The following is a 15,224-nucleotide window of genomic DNA, read 5'->3' on the forward strand; positions in this document are numbered from 1 at the left end:
AGTGTGCATGTTTAGTTCGGTTTGAAAGAAGGTCGCTTTCATGGCAAGAATATTGATCTCCGGGTATTACGGTTTCGAGAATGCCGGTGACGACACAGTTCTATATGGAATTATCAGTTCCCTCACCCGGCATATCCCCGGCGTCCAACTGGCTGTACTGTCCAACACGCCGGATGAAACGCGGAAACTGTTTGGCATCCCGGCTTTCAACCGGTGGAGTTTGCGTGCAATCATTTCACAGCTCCGCAATTCGGACCTTCTTGTTATGGGAGGAGGCAGTCTGCTGCAGGATGCGACCAGCCCGCGCAGTGTAATTTATTATCTTGGAATTGTAGGGTTGGCCAAGCTACTTGGAAAGCCTGTGATATTCTACGCACAGGGGATTGGGCCCATTACCCGGTTCATTAGCAAACAAATCATCCGCCTCATCGTCAATCGGGTTGATACCATCACTGTACGGGACGAGCAGTCAGGCGAAGACCTAAAATCTTTCGGAGTAAAAAAAGTTCCGATTTATGTCACAGCCGACCCGGCGGTAACAATCCCACCTGATCAGGTGGACATCTCATTCGGCAGGGATCTGATTAAGCAGTACCGGCCCAATTTAAAGAAACCCGTCATGGCCATATCGGTTAGACCGTGGAAAAACGAACAGCTTTATAAAGAGGAAATTGCTAAATTCGCGGACGAAGCCATCCGGCGAGGCTGGGAGGTATTTTTTCTGCCTATGCAGCATTCGGCAGACCTGGCACCGTCCATTGATATAAAGGAATTAATGGATGAGAAAGATGCGGTTATCCTGGAAGAAAAAATGAATTTCAAGCAAATCTTCAGCTTTCTAGGCGCCTGCCAGTTCGTACTGGGTATGAGGCTTCATTCCATTATTCTTGCGGCGGTTATGAACATCCCTTTTGCCGCTGTTTCCTACGATCCAAAGCTCGACCGTTTTGTCCAGCGCCTCGGCATGAAGTCCGCGGGCCATATCAAAGATTTGCAGGCGGATGCTCTGCTTGCTAATGTAGAACCTTTGATGAATGATTTAGAAGGTACCCGGAGCCTGCTTGCCGCGCGTATAGGCACACTTGTGCAGGAAGCGGAAAAAAGCAGCCTGCTCGCTGTTGAATTGCTCAAGCAGGACGGCAAACTTTAATTTGTCGAATCCATTACGAAAAAACACTTGTTTTGCCTGTTAGCCACTAGTTTTGTAGGGCCGGCAGGAAACAAAAAAACAATAAAGAATTCCCCCTCCTATGGAAAGTTAGAAGGGGGAATTTTTTTATGAAACGGTATGATCAGGCCAACCTGCAAATTTTATTTGATTTATTCTCCTGGAAGAAACGGGCCGGCGAAATGATACGATTTAAAATCACTGAGAATACAGGTACCTGGCTCATTTTCTTCGTGTCTGTGGATCCCCGGACCGGTTTTGAGCATACCTTTGCCAGTTTTACAGGTGAAACGCACGAGACCCTTTACACATGGTGCTTATCAACACTTACTGATTTTGTGATAGCTTTTGATAATACTTCATCGTCTTCGCTAGCCCATCTGCAAGTGAATAATGGGGTTCCCAGCCCAGCCCTTCCTTAGCCCCTGCGTTGTTCAGGTAGCTGTGCATAATGTCGCCTTCGCGCGGCGCTTCATGCTTGACGGTGACCGGTTTCGCCGCCAAAATGTTCAATTCTTCAATCAGCTGGTTGACGCTTGTCCTTTTGTTCGTACTGATATTAAATATCTGGTTGTCTCCCGCGGCCAGTGCCATCAGGTTGGCTCTGGCCACATCTTCCACATAAACAAAATCCCGGGTCTGTTCACCGCTGCCATATACACGCAGTTCCTGCCCCGCCAAGACCCTATCCACAAAAATCGAGATAACACCGCCTTCTCCGTACGGATCCTGGCGCTCTCCATAAACGTTTGCATACCGAAAAGCCGTATAAGGCAGGCCATAAAGGTGATGGTACACATGAAGGTAATATTCCGGTACATATTTGGAAATACCGTAGGGTGATAGCGGCTGTTTCTTATGCCGTTCATCCAGCGGGGTATATTCCGGCTCCCCGTAGGCTGCAGCAGAAGAAGCATAAATCACTTTTTTCACACCCATGAGCCGACAAGCTTCCAGCAAGTTCACTGTTCCTACAATATTGGTTGTTGCATCCGCTACCGGATTCTTTAGAGAGCCCGGAACTGAGGCCTGTGCAGCGTGATGAATAAGATAATCCGGTTTTTCCTTCTCAAATATTGTGCGAACAGCCGGAGAAGCGATATCCGCTTCATAAAACGTAGCTTCTAAATTCAGATTTTGTCTTTTGCCGGTTGCCAAATTATCAATAACAATGACTTCATACCCTTTGCGAATACATTGGTCGACAATATGGGATCCAATAAAACCGGCTCCTCCGGTAACGACTACCTTCATGTTATTCACCTATTTCCTTATTTTTTCTTTTAATAATTTTACCTGCAACGCGTTCAATAATTGCCAGTGCAAGCGGCTCGCGCATGACTGCCATTGAAGCGAAGAACACAGCTGCACCGACAGCAATCTGCAGTACGATATATAGCTTAGCAAGCTGAAGTGAATCGATGGAAAGACTCCCCGCAAAATACAGGAATCCTCCCATAACTGCGGATCCAACTAGCGTCTTTATCGCAGTCTTCCAAAAGGCAGCAAGCAGAAAGCTTCCAATCTCTTTTCTTAGAATATAGGCAAGCCAGACAGCATTTGCAAATGAGCCAATGGTCGTCCCAAGCGCGAGACCGTACACGCCCATTAAAGGCCGGAGGGCAACACTTGCCACTATATTTACAACCATGCCGGCTACTGCGGCAATCACCGTTATTTTCGTGTTTTCCATGGCGTAAAAGGCACGGGTTAATAAATCTCGTGCGGCCAGGAAAAACAAGCCAAGACTTAAATAGCCAATAACGACCCCGGTAATATGGGCATCCTGAACCGTAAATTTGCTATCTTTAAAGTGATACAGAAGCGAAGCAAGTGAATTGCCCATGACAACCATAGCAACCGTTGTTGGAATGGTTAAAATGAGCAAATACTGCATGCCCTGGGTAAGAGAGTGCTTCATCTTCCCCATTTCGCGGTTGGTATAATACTCTACGAGGTAAGGGAAAATAGGCAGCGTAAACGTCCCAACAAAAATTGCCATGGGTAGCTGGTAAATATTATTGGCATATCGCAGAATGGCGAGGCTGCCATCTGACAAACCTGAAGCAAGCACCGGGTAAATAAACGGGTACAACTGCGTAATCAAAGATCCGAACATGATGGGGACAAACCTCTCCCCAATTTTTTTCATATCGGCGTCGTTCAAGCGCAAATCGGGCTTTAGTGAGTACTTCTGTTTCCGAATCGACGGAAGCATCGTTAGGGCTGCAAACGCGAAACCCAGGGTCGTACCAATCGCAACTCCATAAATGCCGTATTGCGGCACAAGCAAAGGATAAGCCAAGCACACCACAATGGAATTTACCACGGTACTCAGTGTCGGGATAAAGAATTGATGGTGAGCGTTTAATGTGCTCTGGAATACGCCAATCAGAGCAATAAACGCAGCAGAAGGCCACATGAGCTGCATAATGCGGGTGGTAACCTCCAGTTTAACACCTGTGTATCCCCCGCCACTTACGATCTGTATGATTTCCCGGGAAAAAAGAATGCCAAGTATGGTAATAACTAGATACACCAGAAAAGTAAAGGTGAGCATCTTCCGAAATAAATGTTGAGCCTCTGCTTCCTTGTTGTTGACAAGCATTCCCTTAATAGAAGGAACAAAAATTGCGTTAAGTGCACCGGGCACAAATAAAAAGATGGTATTGGGAACTGTCAAAAACGCAAATGTGTAAGCATCAGCCTGAAAACTTAAGCCGAACTGGTTGGCCAGCAGCGATTCGCGCACCAAGCCAATAACGCGTCCGACTAACGTTACAATCATAATGACTGCCGCAGAACGCACGACACTTTGGACCATAAATACCGTACTCCTAACTTAAAGCCTCACGCGGGCAATATCCATCTATTAATTACGACACAGTCCTACATAAAAATCAAGCAGTTTACATTGAATAAGAGATACCTGATAAGCTATAATTGACATGATGTAGTTTGAGCTGCTGTACAGTCAGGAAGTGAACTGAGGACGATGAAGATTAAAGTACTGCACGTTATAGGCGGTGGCGAGTTTGGCGGAGCTGAACAGCACATTCTGGAGTTGCTTACCATCCTTTCCCAGAAAGATGCAGATCCCGTTGTGGTCTGCTTTTACAATTCGACTTTCGCCCAGGAACTGCGAAAGAGAGGCATTCCTGTTATTGTGCTGGATATATACAAGCGATTTGATTTCCGCCTGATTGGCGGGCTTACCCGTGTGTTTCAAGAAGAAAATCCTGATCTGATCCATACACATGGGGTGAAAGCAAACTTTTTCTCAAGGTTAGCTGCCCGCTCCCTGTTAAACGTTCCTCTTCTAACGACCATCCACAGCATACTGCGTTACGATTATCCAAACCCCATGGCCTATTTCCTTGCCTCCCGGATGGAATTCTTAACGCGCAAGTGGAATGATCATTATATCGCAATCTCCCGCGCCATTATGAAGTCGCTTGAATCAGAAGGTGTGCCTCCGGGAAAGATCACGCTTATCCATCATGGAATTGCGCTTGAAGATTATCAGCAGGCAGATGTCAACCCTTCTGAAATTAGACGTGAATACAGCATTCCTGAGAACGCCTTTGTTATTGGCACAGTTTCACGAATGGTTCCCGTAAAAGGGCTCCATGACCTAATGGATGCGATGGAACCGCTTGTCCGGGAACACCCGGACATCCACTGGCTGGCAGTAGGCGACGGACCCGAGAAAGAATCACTGGAAGCGGAAGCCGCCCGCAGAAGAATAAGCGATCATATTCATTTTACCGGGTTTCGCAAAGATATCCCCCGGCTTCTTCAGGCTATTGATGTGTTCGTCAGCCCTTCGTATTCAGAAGGACTCGGCCTTTCCTTGCTGGAAGCGATGACGGCAAAAAAACCGGTGATCTCTACGCTGGTTGGCGGCATTCAGGACTTTCTCGTGGATTATGAAACAGGAATTGCCATCCCTGTTCATGAAGCTGAGGAGATCAGGCAGAATATCTTGATCCTTAAAGAAGATTCTTCGCTGCGGGAGAAACTAGCAGAATCAGCCTATCAGGCGGTTTTGCAAGATTATACGCTAACCCATATGGCTGAACGGACCAAACAAGTATACGAAAATTTGATCAGGCGAAGATAAACCCGCTTTCCAGGCGGGTTTTTATCTGTTAAATGGTTCAAGTTGTCGGGCATGTTCGTATGTGATATTCTTATGAAGATTATGCAGGAAAGTGTTTATATAAGAGTAGGAGGAAATCAACGTCATGAAAGTTGTTGATCAAAAAGGGAAATTCTTTGGTCTCATTAATATTCTGGATCTGTTTTTAATACTTCTGCTGATTGTTGCGCTTGTATTTGCAGGCCTTAAATATACGCAGAACAAAGATCTTGGAACAGGTCCTGCTAAGCAAAAGGAAGTTACGTATGTCCTTTATTCCAGTGCGGAGCACCCGTTTGTAGTGGATGCCATCAAACCTGGCGACCAAATCCGCAGCAAAGACACCAATACTAAAATCGGCCAGGTTGTCAGCGTAGAAAAAGGGCCGGGCAAGCAGGCTGTTCCAACGGCAGACGGACGGATGGTCCTGGCTACTGTTCCGCAGAAAGAAATGGTGCACATCACCGTTAAGGCGAATGCAACAGTATCCAGCCAGACAGCAGTCGTTGCGGATCTCGGCCTACTAGCGGGCAATAAAGTTTCTATCAAAGGGCCAAAATATATGATTGATACGGTGATCTCTTCCGTTAATCTGGGTGGGAAATAATGAATACTCGTTCCTTCTCTTTTACCCTGGGAGATGTGTTCATAACCCTGCTGCTCATCGCTGCAGTAGTCATTACCGGTTTAAAATTTAACCTGGCAGGCCATTTAAAGATGCCTTCACAGGACATGATGGTTTCTGTTGTCATTGAGTCGGCCGATCCTGGCTATCATCAGGCAATAAGCCCAGGGGATAAAGTGTTCCAGAAAGGATCGCTATCACCGTTTGGCACGGTCGTCTCTGTATCTGCCAAGCCCGCTCAGAAAACGATCACCTCGAAAGACGGCAGAATTTTAAACATGCCGTTTGCCGCAGCAGAAGATGTTTATGTAACGATTAAAGCACACGGCTATAAATCGCTTAACGGAAGCCCAATTATCGATGATACGTTTTTTTATGTAAATCAATATCTTCCCGCCAAGACGAACCAAGCGACATTTGCTTCGCGCGTGCTAGATGTAGAATAGGATGGTGAGGACGTGAAGAAAACATCGTTTTATACGTGGTTCATCCACAGGATAGCAGATGGTTTTATTAATGTAATGGAGAAGTTTTCCCGGCGAATCGGGAGCGGCAGCGTTTTCGGCCGCCTCAAACAAAAAGCAGATAACCCCGCCTTACAGGAAGGGCTATGGGCTTTATTCATTTTACTGTTGGCGAATGTCTTTATCCTGCTGTTCTTTAAAAAGATGAAGATCATTCTCGGCTTTGATCTATTGGCTGCCGTTCTGCTCGTATTTGCCGGTCCCGCCCGCCTATCCAAAATCGCCGCGAACAGCCTTCCTGGCAAATTATTGCGCCAGATGTTTGATCCAAATAAGTAGTTCCGGGAGTAGAATACAATGAAGAAGACACGCCTTATAATGCTGCTCGTATCGATCATTGGGATCGTTGCGGGTGTATTACAATACAGATATGCCGCGGGTCTGTCTCTTGGTACGATAGGCGAACTGCTGGGCGAGCTGTTTCTGGTGGCAGCCTTTCTGGGCATTACCTTTTACCGTTCAGAATATGGCCTCTACCTATTTGCCTTATCGCTGCCGATTCTAACGTACAGGCCCCTGCTGGCTCTTATTGTCGTGTTTGTTCTGGTGCTGTTTGTCACCGAGCAGAACTACGGCTTAATGAAAGCCAACTTGAAAAATCACCTGAATTTTGCGGTCTTTCTTTTTCTGGTTGTATTGCTGATAACAGCTCTTACCTCCGCAAACGTTAAAGAAAGTTTAACCAACTTTGGGTTATACTATTTCGTCAGCTTCCTGCTTTATATCCTGATCGTTACCAAGGTAACGACAAGGGAAGTTCTCTATCGTTTTATCGTGACGCTTATCTTATCAGCGGCACTTGTATCCGTGTACGGGATCTACCAGTACTTCACGCTGGATTTCACATCTGCCAGCTGGGTGGATGTCGCGGACAATCCGGGCTTAAGCAAGCGGATTTTTGCAACGTTTGAAAACCCGAACCTGTTTGTACAGTATCTCATCATGATCCTGCCGTTTAACTTTGCCCTTATTTTTTACGCCAAAACATGGGGCAACCGGGTTTTATTCAGCGCTCAATTCCTTATTATTTTCGCAGCCATTATCCTTACCTATTCCCGCGGGGGATGGTATGGGGTATTCATGGCGTTAGCACTGGTCGCCTGTATGATCAGCAGACGGATTGTTGCGTTAGGCCTGCTGATTGCTGCCGGCGCGGTGGGGCTGCATCTGGTACCGGATGTGATCATGAACCGCCTGGCCTCGGCATTCAATCCAACGAAGGATACGTCAAGTGATTACCGCTTTAAAATGTGGGGAGCCGCTTTTGCGATGATCCGGGATTTCTGGGTAACCGGTATCGGTTCAGATCTCACGACTTTCAAAAAGGTTTACACGGATTACATGCTTCCTGACATTCGGGTAAATCATTTCCACAACATTTATATTATGAACTTTGTCACCGGCGGAATTATGGCGATTCTCTCCCTGCTCTATATGTTCTATCAGAGTTTCAAGACGCCGATCATTGCTTTGTTTATGAATAATGGAAAGGATAAATTCCTATCCTATACGGCCAAAGCCGGTATCGGTTCGCTCATCGCCATTGCTTTTGCCGGCATGACAGAAGATGTATGGCACCAGTACCGCGTCGATTTCATGTTCTGGATTCTGCTCGGCATTCTGGCGGCTGTCTACAATATGATACGCAGCCAGGAGGAGAACATTACAGATGAAGCCAAATAAGTCTATCGCCGAAATTGGCGTTTACCCCCCACCTGTTGGGGGGATTTCTGTACATATTGAACGATTGTGTGATCGTCTTGAACAGGAAGGCTGCCCCTTTATCATTTACGACGGCAGCGGACAAAGTGCGATCAAGGACCGCCCGGTTGTGCCCCTTCCCTCCATCGAGAAATGGTCATGGCGCTATCTATTTCAGCGAAATGAAGATATTATTCATAATCACTTCCTGCGCTGGCAGATGCGCTTCACTCTCTCTCTATTAAAGTTAAAAGGGAAAAAAATTGTGCATACCATCCATAGTCTGCGCAATGACAGCGGACAGCTGTCCGCTGTACATAAGATGATGGTATACATGACAGGGGTTCTATCCGACCATTTCGTAGCGGTAAGTCCGGAAATTAAAGATAAACTGGTAGAACTTAAGATTCCTGCCCGAAAGATCAGCGTGATACCTGCTTTTATACCGCCTGATACGTCTGGGTCTAACGCAGCGTTAGCGAAAGAAACGATCCCGGCCTTTATATGGGATTTCTTTGCGAAACATCCGCGTGTGATTGCGGCAAACGGAGGGGTGGGCAATCTTTATAATGGAAGCGAGTTGTACGGATTGGACTTGTGTGTGGATGCTTTCATTGAACTCGCGCATGAATTCCCGGATGTGGGGTATGTGTACTGTATTACGCACGTAGTGGATGATTCGATGGTTCATGCTGCAAAAGAAAAACTGCAAAATGCTGGGCTTTCTGATCGTTTCCTGTTCGTGCAGGAGAAAATCCCTTTCTACCCGCTCATCCAGGAAGCGGCTTTGTTTGTCCGGCCGACCCGCAGTGATGGTGATGCAATCTCCATTCGGGAGGCGCTTTACTTTGGTACACCGGCCATCGCAAGCAATGTCGTCCAACGGCCAAACGGCACGGTTGTTTTTGCTGATGGCGACGCGCACGATTTCGCTGCGAAATGCCGGGACGCTCTTGTCTCGCCTCCCAACGGGCTTGCTGCCTATAAAGAGGAGCAGGAGCAGTATGTTGAGCAGTTGAAGGATATTCTTTTTTAATAGATGTAAGGATTGAGGCAGCCTCCCGGTTTCAGGGAAGTTGCCTGTTTGTTTTAGCCAGCACCTTAGCAGCAGCAAAACTCCCTAATCATTTAATCAGCAGGCCTTACTATTAGGGAAGCCGTCTGATTATCTCAGCAAGCGTCATCAGTCCTTGCGCAAGCCGTTCATTGGATTCAAATGCGTAGGAGATTCGCAGATGGCGCCGGTCCTCTCGATCATAAATATTTCCGGTGTTGATTAGGATCCCACTCTGCCGCACTTTCCCAAAAAGCGTGTTTAATGAAAGGTCTTTTTTAATTTCAAGCCAGATGTAAAATCCTCCGCTTGGAACGTTCCATTCTGCTATATCCGCATACTCTTTCTCAAGCAGTGAAAGCACGAAGTCTCTTTTTTCCTTCAGCTTGGTTCGTAACTGGCTTACATGTTCTTCATATAATCCGCTTGCCAGCCATTCCGTAGCTATTCGCTGCGAAATAGAGCTCGCGCCGTAATCGGTTTGCATTTTAATGTCAGCCAACCGGTTAATAACAGGTTCCGGTCCTGCAATCCAGCCGATGCGCAGGCCAGGGCTCAACGTTTTCGATAGAGTGCCCGTGTATACGACACTGCCGCTTTTATCGAGTGCTTTTAAAGCAGGCGGGGGTGGAGCGTCCAGCCATAACTCTCGGTAGGCATCATCTTCAATAATAGGGAGAGCATGACGTTCACTTATTTTAAGCAGCGCTTTCCTGTCGTCCATGGACATTACCCTGCCGCTCGGATTATGAAAAGAAGGAATGGTATACAGCAGGGAGCCTTTTTTTGATGCTTGCAGGGCTTCGAGTTTGTATAAAAAGTTCCCGTCACCCTTATCAATCTGAAGCCCGGTTAACTGCATGCCCGCCGACTGAAACACGTTCACTGAATACAAATAGGACGGCTTCTCAACGAGTATGGTCGAGCCTCTGTCTAGCAGCCCGATGGAAACAAGCTGCAGGGCCTGCAGGGAGCCGGAAACGATAAGTAATGATTCGGGTGTAACGGTTATTCCGAGCTTGCCCAAATGCCTGCTTATCTGCAAGCGAAGTTCGGCATTTCCTTTAGGCTCTTCATAGCCGAGCGAATCGAGTTCCCGCGCTACCTTGTCCATTGCGGTGCGCATCAAGGCTGCCGGGTAAAATTCGCGTCCGAGCTCACCTGTTCCTAATCGGATAATGCCAGACACAAACTCTGCTTTATTAATCTCCTGAATGACGGGCAGATTAGGTGAATGAATCCCTCCTCTCACATATTTATTCCAGTCAGGCGGTGACGTGGCGGCCAGGAGGGTCCATGTGTTGTTGACAACCGTAGTTCCACCTCCCCTGCGCCCTTCTGTAAGCCCCTCTGCTGTAAGCTCAGCGTATGCCGCAGTAACGGTGCTTCGATTCACCCCAAGTTCCGCTGCAAGCAACCGCTCAGATGGCAGCCTGCTTCCTGCCGTCCATTCCCCTGCTTCGATTTTATCTTTAATGAGAGATGCAATCTGCAGATAAAGCGGAACGTGGCTCTTCCTGTCTATGTTCCAATCCAGCAGTTCCAATTGTGCCACCTTCTTTGATTTGGCTGGTTTCAGAGCCAGCCAATTGGATGGAGACATTTTACTATATTAACAGTAAAATGAGAATCGCTAACGGATTCATTTTAAGTTTTCAAAGAAAGGTGCGTAAAAAATGATTCATGCGTTTATCCACGGGTTTATCCTTGCGCTCGGCCTGATTCTGCCGCTCGGCGCCCAAAACATTTTTATTTTTAACCAGGGTGCCGTGCAGCCCAGGTTCCATTTAGCGCTTCCGGCTATCCTCACCGCTTTTGCCTGCGATACGATTTTAATTACGTTAGCTGTCCTTGGTGTGTCGGTGGTCGTATTCCAGATTATCTGGTTAAAAAAGCTTTTGTTTCTGGTGGGCCTCTTCTTTCTGCTGTATATCGGATGGCAAACCTGGCGTGCGGTGGGCGTGAACAGCGGCAAAGACGCCACGCCACTGTCTGGCAAAAAGCAGATGCTGTTCGCATCTTCTGTTTCCCTCCTTAATCCGCATGCGATTATGGATACGATCGGCGTAATCAGCACGAATTCGCTTGGTTATGCAGGCAATGCGAAGCTGGCTTATACGCTCGCCTGTATCTCAGTGTCTTGCTTATGGTTTTTTGGACTGGCGATCGCAGGAAAGTTGCTGCGTCATATGGATCAAAGCGGGCGCTGGATGCAGATGATTAACCGGGTGTCGGCATTACTTATCTGGGGAGTCGCCATGTATATGGCTGCTCTATTTTTAAGCCAGCAATAAATAACTTGACAAAATTAATAAATTGTGGTATAATTTAAATTTATTTGACAAATTATTCTGTTGGGTATTATGCTAAGAACAGAAACACAACTGTGACCGACTTCATTCGCAACGTTCCTATTTTGATTGGTACGTTTATTAAGGTGCCAGGACATGTCAACCTGAGTAAATGTATGCCTAATGAAAACACAATGATGCAAAATTTCACGGGAGGTACATGATGCGAGTAGCAAATGGAGTCGAAATGCTTGAGTTAGAGGCTGAAGCTTTTGGAGGTCGTTCAACACTGTGCCCGACATTAATTTGGGACAATCAAATGGCCATTTTGGTTGATACCGGCATGCCTGGCGGATTAGAGCAAATACGCTCTGCAATGGAGAAAGCCGGCATTCCTTTTGGCAAATTACAAGCAGTAATACTAACACACCAGGATCTTGATCATATTGGCGGTATTGAAGAAGTTCTAGAGGCCTCAGAGGGAAGCATCCAGGTATACGCACATGAGCTCGACAAACCATACATAGAAGGCACACTTCCCCTTATTAAGACAACCGCTGCTCGCATGGCCCCCGTTTTGAATTCTCTGCCAGAAGACGAACGGAAAACAGCGTTGCAATTATGTGAGAATCCCCCACACGCCAAAGTGGACCGAACACTTACAGACGGTCAATTGCTGCCCTGGTGTGGGGGGATTCGTGTACTCTTTACGCCGGGACATACCCCCGGGCACATTAGCCTTTACTTAGAACAAAGCAAAGTACTCGTGGCGGCGGACGCCATGATTGTTTATGGCGGCGTGCTGCGTGGACCTGTACAGCAAACAACAGTGGATATGGAGACGGCCCTTCGTTCGCTCGGAAAATTTACGGAACTGGATATCGAATCTGTGATCTGTTATCATGGAGGCTTTTACAACCACAACGTTAAAGAACGGCTTCAGGAGCTTGCACCACAAGGCCTGTAAAATATTACAGCTCAGCTTATCATTAACTGTTCAATTAAATCGGCTGTACGGACTACTGTAGCAAACATATCGTGTAAACTTGCCAAAGAAATGTTGTGAATATCTTCGGCATCATAATGCTTGTTGTCATGACCAGTTCGATCAAAAGTAGCGGTAGCATCAGATATGACATATGTTTTGAAACCGAGATTTCCTGCCATCCGTGCTGTGGTCGAAATGCAATGATCGGTTGTCAATCCGACAATGACAACGCAGTTATAACCATGTTCTCTTAAATATTGTTCCAAATTTGTTCCAATAAAAGCGCTGTTTACGTTTTTTTGAAAGATTGGTTCGTTGCCCAATGGTTCTACACACTCTTTAAATTCACTTCCACTTGCCTCTGGCCTTAGCGGGTGGTTTAACTTCTTGGACAAATGTTGAATGTGTAGGACTGGGCGACCCGTCTTTCTCCATACCTGTAAAATACGGCTTATGTTCGTTTCTGCTTGTAAGTTATTTCTGTTGCCCCAGCGTGGGTCATCGAACCCTTTTTGAACATCTACAATAATTAAGGCTGCACGATCAGGAATCCCATACGAACAATCAATTAGCATGCATATCCCCTCCTTGGTGATCAGTTTAACAACTATGGAAAAGACAATGAACTTCCGATATTTTTGAACGATATAACGAAAAGTTTGAACAAGGGGGGAACGATCGATGGACCTTGATTGGATACGCTGTTTTCTCCTCTGTGCCGAGCAGAAAAGTTTATCTAAAGCAGCCGAACTTCTGAATCTAACCCAACCTGCTGTCAGCAAGCAAATTCAAAAATTAGAAGCCGTTTTGTGTGTAGAACTATTAAAACGGTCCCCACAAGGAGTGGAATTGACAGAAGCTGGGCGTATGATACGCCAGCGAATCACACCCTTACTATCCGAATTCGACTGCATGATAGCGGAAATAAGAGACATCGGGAAAACAAATCACATTGTACTTGGATCGCTTCCCAGTTTGGCCGCTTTTTATATCCCGGAAAAACTGGTCAAATCCGCACATGCAGATATCCACATCGAGACCCGGGTATACGATACATCCAAACTAATCATTGATGATATGGTAGCGGGAAATTTGGATGCAGGTTTAATAGAGGAACGATGGGTTCCAAACCATGTGTGGAGTAAACCATTGTTTTCCGAACCATATGATGTGGTTTACCCATACTCGCATCATCTTAGTGGTAAACAAGGCGTGTTCGTTAATGACCTCATCTCAGAACGTCTGGTTATGTATCCGCCAGAATGTGATATTCGTCAAACAGTAGTTGAAGTGTTTGACAGATTCGGGGTAGAGCCGAATATTGCTGAACAAATATCCTTCCGCGATTTTATTTTAGGGATGGTGGCAGCAGGAGCCGGGATTACCCTGGTTCCACGCATAATTTCGGCGCATATCGGTCACTTGCCTCTTCAGGCTAAACCAATCAAGGATTATGAATGTAACCGTTCCATTTCTCTTACTGCCCGTACGGAAAAAGTAGGGAAACTTCTTTACAAACTATTTGCATAACTAAAACCTTCGCCTGCCTGGCTATTTCAATTTCCTCAATTAATCCCATCCTCTGCTGGTTAAAATGTAAGTCTTAGCCTTATAATTATAAGCAGCAACATAATTGGAGGATTGCAGACATGTCCATGCCAACCAATCAGAAGAAAGCATCCGTAGAGGTTGCGAACGAGATAAAAAGAAGAATTATGAACAATGAATTCACAGTGGGTTCAAGGCTGCCGGCAGAGCGGGTGCTTGCTGAAGAATTTCAAACCAGCCGGTCTACAGTCAGGGAGGCCTTACGAGCACTTGAAATCAACGGCATAATAGAGAGCAAAGTCGGCCAGGGAACGTATGTAAAAAAATCCGATTTTTCTAATGAAGACAAGATTTTAAAAATAGCGAATCAGACAAGTCCATATGAAATATTTGATGCTATGTTTGCGATTGAACCTTATCTGGCTACGCTGGCCGCACTTAATGCGACTGAGGAGGAATTCCTTTCGCTGCAAACTTGTTTACAAAAGATGGAGATGGCTATTGGGGATATCGATCAGTTTGAAAAGTTAGATGCGGACTTTCACTATCAGGTTGCTTGTGCCGCTAAAAATTCCCTGCTATTGAACTTTGCTGATATTTTGAATAAAGTGCGACTCGAAAGATTGTGGGGAACCTTAAAGATCCGGAGTTTAAGCAAACAAAATATGGAATTATATTATCGCCAGCATGTGTTAGTTTATGAAGCGATTAAGGAACGAGATATTAGTAAGGCTACAGAGTTTACCATACAGCACCTGAGAATGGCCAGAAAAAATACATTAGGGGAGTAAGAATTCCTTAAACTCTTCCCTTCTAACTCTTCTTTATGTTGTATAGAATCCCTTTGGATGTACGTCTCTCCTTAAAACTTTTCAATAATTTTTTTAATGGCTTGGTCCTTATCTTTTTCTATTACTACTTGTTTGTCTACAATTGCAACATGCTGGCCTTCACAAAACATACATAATTTCATGCAATAGGTAGGAGAGATGGATAAGGGAATCTCTTTCTCCTCAGCGGTTTTTCTTATTTGGTCTGCTATTTCTTTTAGTCGATTCCGAAAACAGTAGAATACGGATTGCTCCACAGTCTTTCCTCCTCTTAATATCCATACTTCTTATTTCGACTTCTCCCCATTGTTCGATTCACTTGCGCTTCCAGTTTGCTATAAAATTTTGTGTGTT

The 15,224-nt window shown here is 45.9% G+C and carries 16 protein-coding genes; 11 read left to right on the forward strand and 5 right to left on the reverse strand.

The features are described from left to right. Positions 1–40 precede the first annotated feature (40 nt). The gene (csaB, locus tag PP175_RS20665) at positions 41–1,150 is read left to right on the forward strand and encodes a polysaccharide pyruvyl transferase CsaB (protein WP_272440115.1); all 1,110 of its coding nucleotides are present in this window, start codon (positions 41–43) and stop codon (positions 1,148–1,150) included. 345 nt (positions 1,151–1,495) lie between these two features. Here csaB and PP175_RS20670 read toward each other — a convergent pair whose 3' ends face one another. Both PP175_RS20670 and murJ read right to left on the reverse strand, forming a co-directional pair. Next, complete coding sequence (locus tag PP175_RS20670; RefSeq protein WP_272440116.1) at positions 1,496–2,422, reverse strand: NAD-dependent epimerase/dehydratase family protein; 927 nt, start codon at positions 2,420–2,422, stop codon at positions 1,496–1,498. 1 nt (position 2,423) lies between these two features. Further along, entirely contained in the window at positions 2,424–3,992 is a 1,569-nt protein-coding gene (murJ, locus tag PP175_RS20675; RefSeq protein ID WP_272440117.1) for a murein biosynthesis integral membrane protein MurJ, read from the reverse strand. 171 nt (positions 3,993–4,163) lie between these two features. On the opposite strand from murJ, the gene PP175_RS20680 reads away from it, so the two are divergent. From PP175_RS20680 to PP175_RS20705, 6 genes are all read left to right on the forward strand, one after another. Beyond that, positions 4,164–5,291 carry a glycosyltransferase gene (locus PP175_RS20680; RefSeq protein ID WP_272440118.1) on the forward strand — a complete coding sequence of 376 codons (1,128 nt, stop codon included), beginning with the start codon at positions 4,164–4,166 and terminating at the stop codon, positions 5,289–5,291. A 124-nt stretch (positions 5,292–5,415) separates the two neighbouring features. Beyond that, positions 5,416–5,916: a DUF4330 domain-containing protein gene (locus tag PP175_RS20685; protein WP_272440119.1), complete on the forward strand. Its 501-nt coding sequence runs from the start codon at positions 5,416–5,418 to the stop codon at positions 5,914–5,916. Continuing rightward, on the forward strand, positions 5,916–6,380 hold the full coding sequence (locus tag PP175_RS20690; RefSeq protein WP_272440120.1) for a DUF4330 family protein: 465 nt from the start codon (positions 5,916–5,918) through the stop codon (positions 6,378–6,380). Before PP175_RS20685 ends, PP175_RS20690 begins: the two co-directional genes overlap by 1 nt. A gap of 12 nt (positions 6,381–6,392) precedes the next feature. Continuing rightward, positions 6,393–6,737 (forward strand): hypothetical protein, encoded by a 345-nt coding sequence (locus PP175_RS20695; protein ID WP_272440121.1) that lies wholly within the window; start codon positions 6,393–6,395, stop codon positions 6,735–6,737. Positions 6,738–6,755: 18 nt separating this feature from the next. Then, positions 6,756–8,141 (forward strand): O-antigen ligase family protein, encoded by a 1,386-nt coding sequence (locus PP175_RS20700; RefSeq protein ID WP_272440122.1) that lies wholly within the window; start codon positions 6,756–6,758, stop codon positions 8,139–8,141. Beyond that, positions 8,128–9,195 carry a glycosyltransferase family 4 protein gene (locus PP175_RS20705; RefSeq protein WP_272440123.1) on the forward strand — a complete coding sequence of 356 codons (1,068 nt, stop codon included), beginning with the start codon at positions 8,128–8,130 and terminating at the stop codon, positions 9,193–9,195. The genes PP175_RS20700 and PP175_RS20705 overlap by 14 nt, the downstream gene beginning before the upstream one ends. Before the next feature lie 112 nt (positions 9,196–9,307). On the opposite strand, the gene PP175_RS20710 is transcribed toward PP175_RS20705, so the two are convergent. Then, the gene (locus PP175_RS20710; protein WP_272440124.1) at positions 9,308–10,759 is read right to left on the reverse strand and encodes an aminotransferase-like domain-containing protein; all 1,452 of its coding nucleotides are present in this window, start codon (positions 10,757–10,759) and stop codon (positions 9,308–9,310) included. Positions 10,760–10,889: 130 nt separating this feature from the next. Between PP175_RS20710 and PP175_RS20715 the strand changes: the two genes are divergently transcribed. Beyond that, entirely contained in the window at positions 10,890–11,507 is a 618-nt protein-coding gene (locus PP175_RS20715; protein WP_272440125.1) for a LysE/ArgO family amino acid transporter, read from the forward strand. Positions 11,508–11,727: 220 nt separating this feature from the next. Continuing rightward, positions 11,728–12,471, forward strand: coding sequence for an MBL fold metallo-hydrolase (locus PP175_RS20720; RefSeq protein WP_272443340.1), 744 nt, complete (start codon positions 11,728–11,730; stop codon positions 12,469–12,471). Positions 12,472–12,482: 11 nt separating this feature from the next. Here PP175_RS20720 and PP175_RS20725 read toward each other — a convergent pair whose 3' ends face one another. Continuing rightward, a complete protein-coding gene (locus PP175_RS20725; RefSeq protein ID WP_272440126.1) occupies positions 12,483–13,067 on the reverse strand; it encodes a cysteine hydrolase family protein in 585 nt (194 codons plus the stop codon). 106 nt (positions 13,068–13,173) lie between these two features. Here PP175_RS20725 and PP175_RS20730 point away from each other — a divergent pair, with 106 nt between their 5' ends. Continuing rightward, positions 13,174–14,022, forward strand: coding sequence for a LysR family transcriptional regulator (locus PP175_RS20730; RefSeq protein ID WP_272440127.1), 849 nt, complete (start codon positions 13,174–13,176; stop codon positions 14,020–14,022). A gap of 119 nt (positions 14,023–14,141) precedes the next feature. Continuing rightward, positions 14,142–14,831, forward strand: coding sequence for a FadR/GntR family transcriptional regulator (locus tag PP175_RS20735; RefSeq protein ID WP_272440128.1), 690 nt, complete (start codon positions 14,142–14,144; stop codon positions 14,829–14,831). Positions 14,832–14,902: 71 nt separating this feature from the next. Here PP175_RS20735 and PP175_RS20740 read toward each other — a convergent pair whose 3' ends face one another. Then, positions 14,903–15,127 (reverse strand): hypothetical protein, encoded by a 225-nt coding sequence (locus tag PP175_RS20740; RefSeq protein ID WP_272440129.1) that lies wholly within the window; start codon positions 15,125–15,127, stop codon positions 14,903–14,905. Positions 15,128–15,224: the final 97 nt, after the last annotated feature.

Origin of the sequence: Aneurinibacillus sp. Ricciae_BoGa-3 (assembly GCF_028421645.1) — a bacterium.
Classification (GTDB): domain Bacteria; phylum Bacillota; class Bacilli; order Aneurinibacillales; family Aneurinibacillaceae; genus Aneurinibacillus_B.

Bases quoted from the DNA above. Each gene is read 5' to 3' on its own strand.
- PP175_RS20720 (WP_272443340.1), top strand. From the start codon at position 11,728: ATGCGAGTAGCAAATGGAGTCGAAATGCTTGAGTTAGAGGCTGAAGCT.
- PP175_RS20680 (WP_272440118.1), top strand. From the start codon at position 4,164: ATGAAGATTAAAGTACTGCACGTTATAGGCGGTGGCGAGTTTGGCGGA.
- PP175_RS20690 (WP_272440120.1), top strand. From the start codon at position 5,916: ATGAATACTCGTTCCTTCTCTTTTACCCTGGGAGATGTGTTCATAACC.
- PP175_RS20700 (WP_272440122.1), top strand. From the start codon at position 6,756: ATGAAGAAGACACGCCTTATAATGCTGCTCGTATCGATCATTGGGATC.
- PP175_RS20685 (WP_272440119.1), top strand. From the start codon at position 5,416: ATGAAAGTTGTTGATCAAAAAGGGAAATTCTTTGGTCTCATTAATATT.
- PP175_RS20670 (WP_272440116.1), bottom strand. From the start codon at position 2,422: ATGAAGGTAGTCGTTACCGGAGGAGCCGGTTTTATTGGATCCCATATT.
- murJ (WP_272440117.1), bottom strand. From the start codon at position 3,992: ATGGTCCAAAGTGTCGTGCGTTCTGCGGCAGTCATTATGATTGTAACG.
- PP175_RS20705 (WP_272440123.1), top strand. From the start codon at position 8,128: ATGAAGCCAAATAAGTCTATCGCCGAAATTGGCGTTTACCCCCCACCT.
- csaB (WP_272440115.1), top strand. From the start codon at position 41: ATGGCAAGAATATTGATCTCCGGGTATTACGGTTTCGAGAATGCCGGT.
- PP175_RS20735 (WP_272440128.1), top strand. From the start codon at position 14,142: ATGTCCATGCCAACCAATCAGAAGAAAGCATCCGTAGAGGTTGCGAAC.
- PP175_RS20725 (WP_272440126.1), bottom strand. From the start codon at position 13,067: ATGCTAATTGATTGTTCGTATGGGATTCCTGATCGTGCAGCCTTAATT.
- PP175_RS20715 (WP_272440125.1), top strand. From the start codon at position 10,890: ATGATTCATGCGTTTATCCACGGGTTTATCCTTGCGCTCGGCCTGATT.
- PP175_RS20730 (WP_272440127.1), top strand. From the start codon at position 13,174: ATGGACCTTGATTGGATACGCTGTTTTCTCCTCTGTGCCGAGCAGAAA.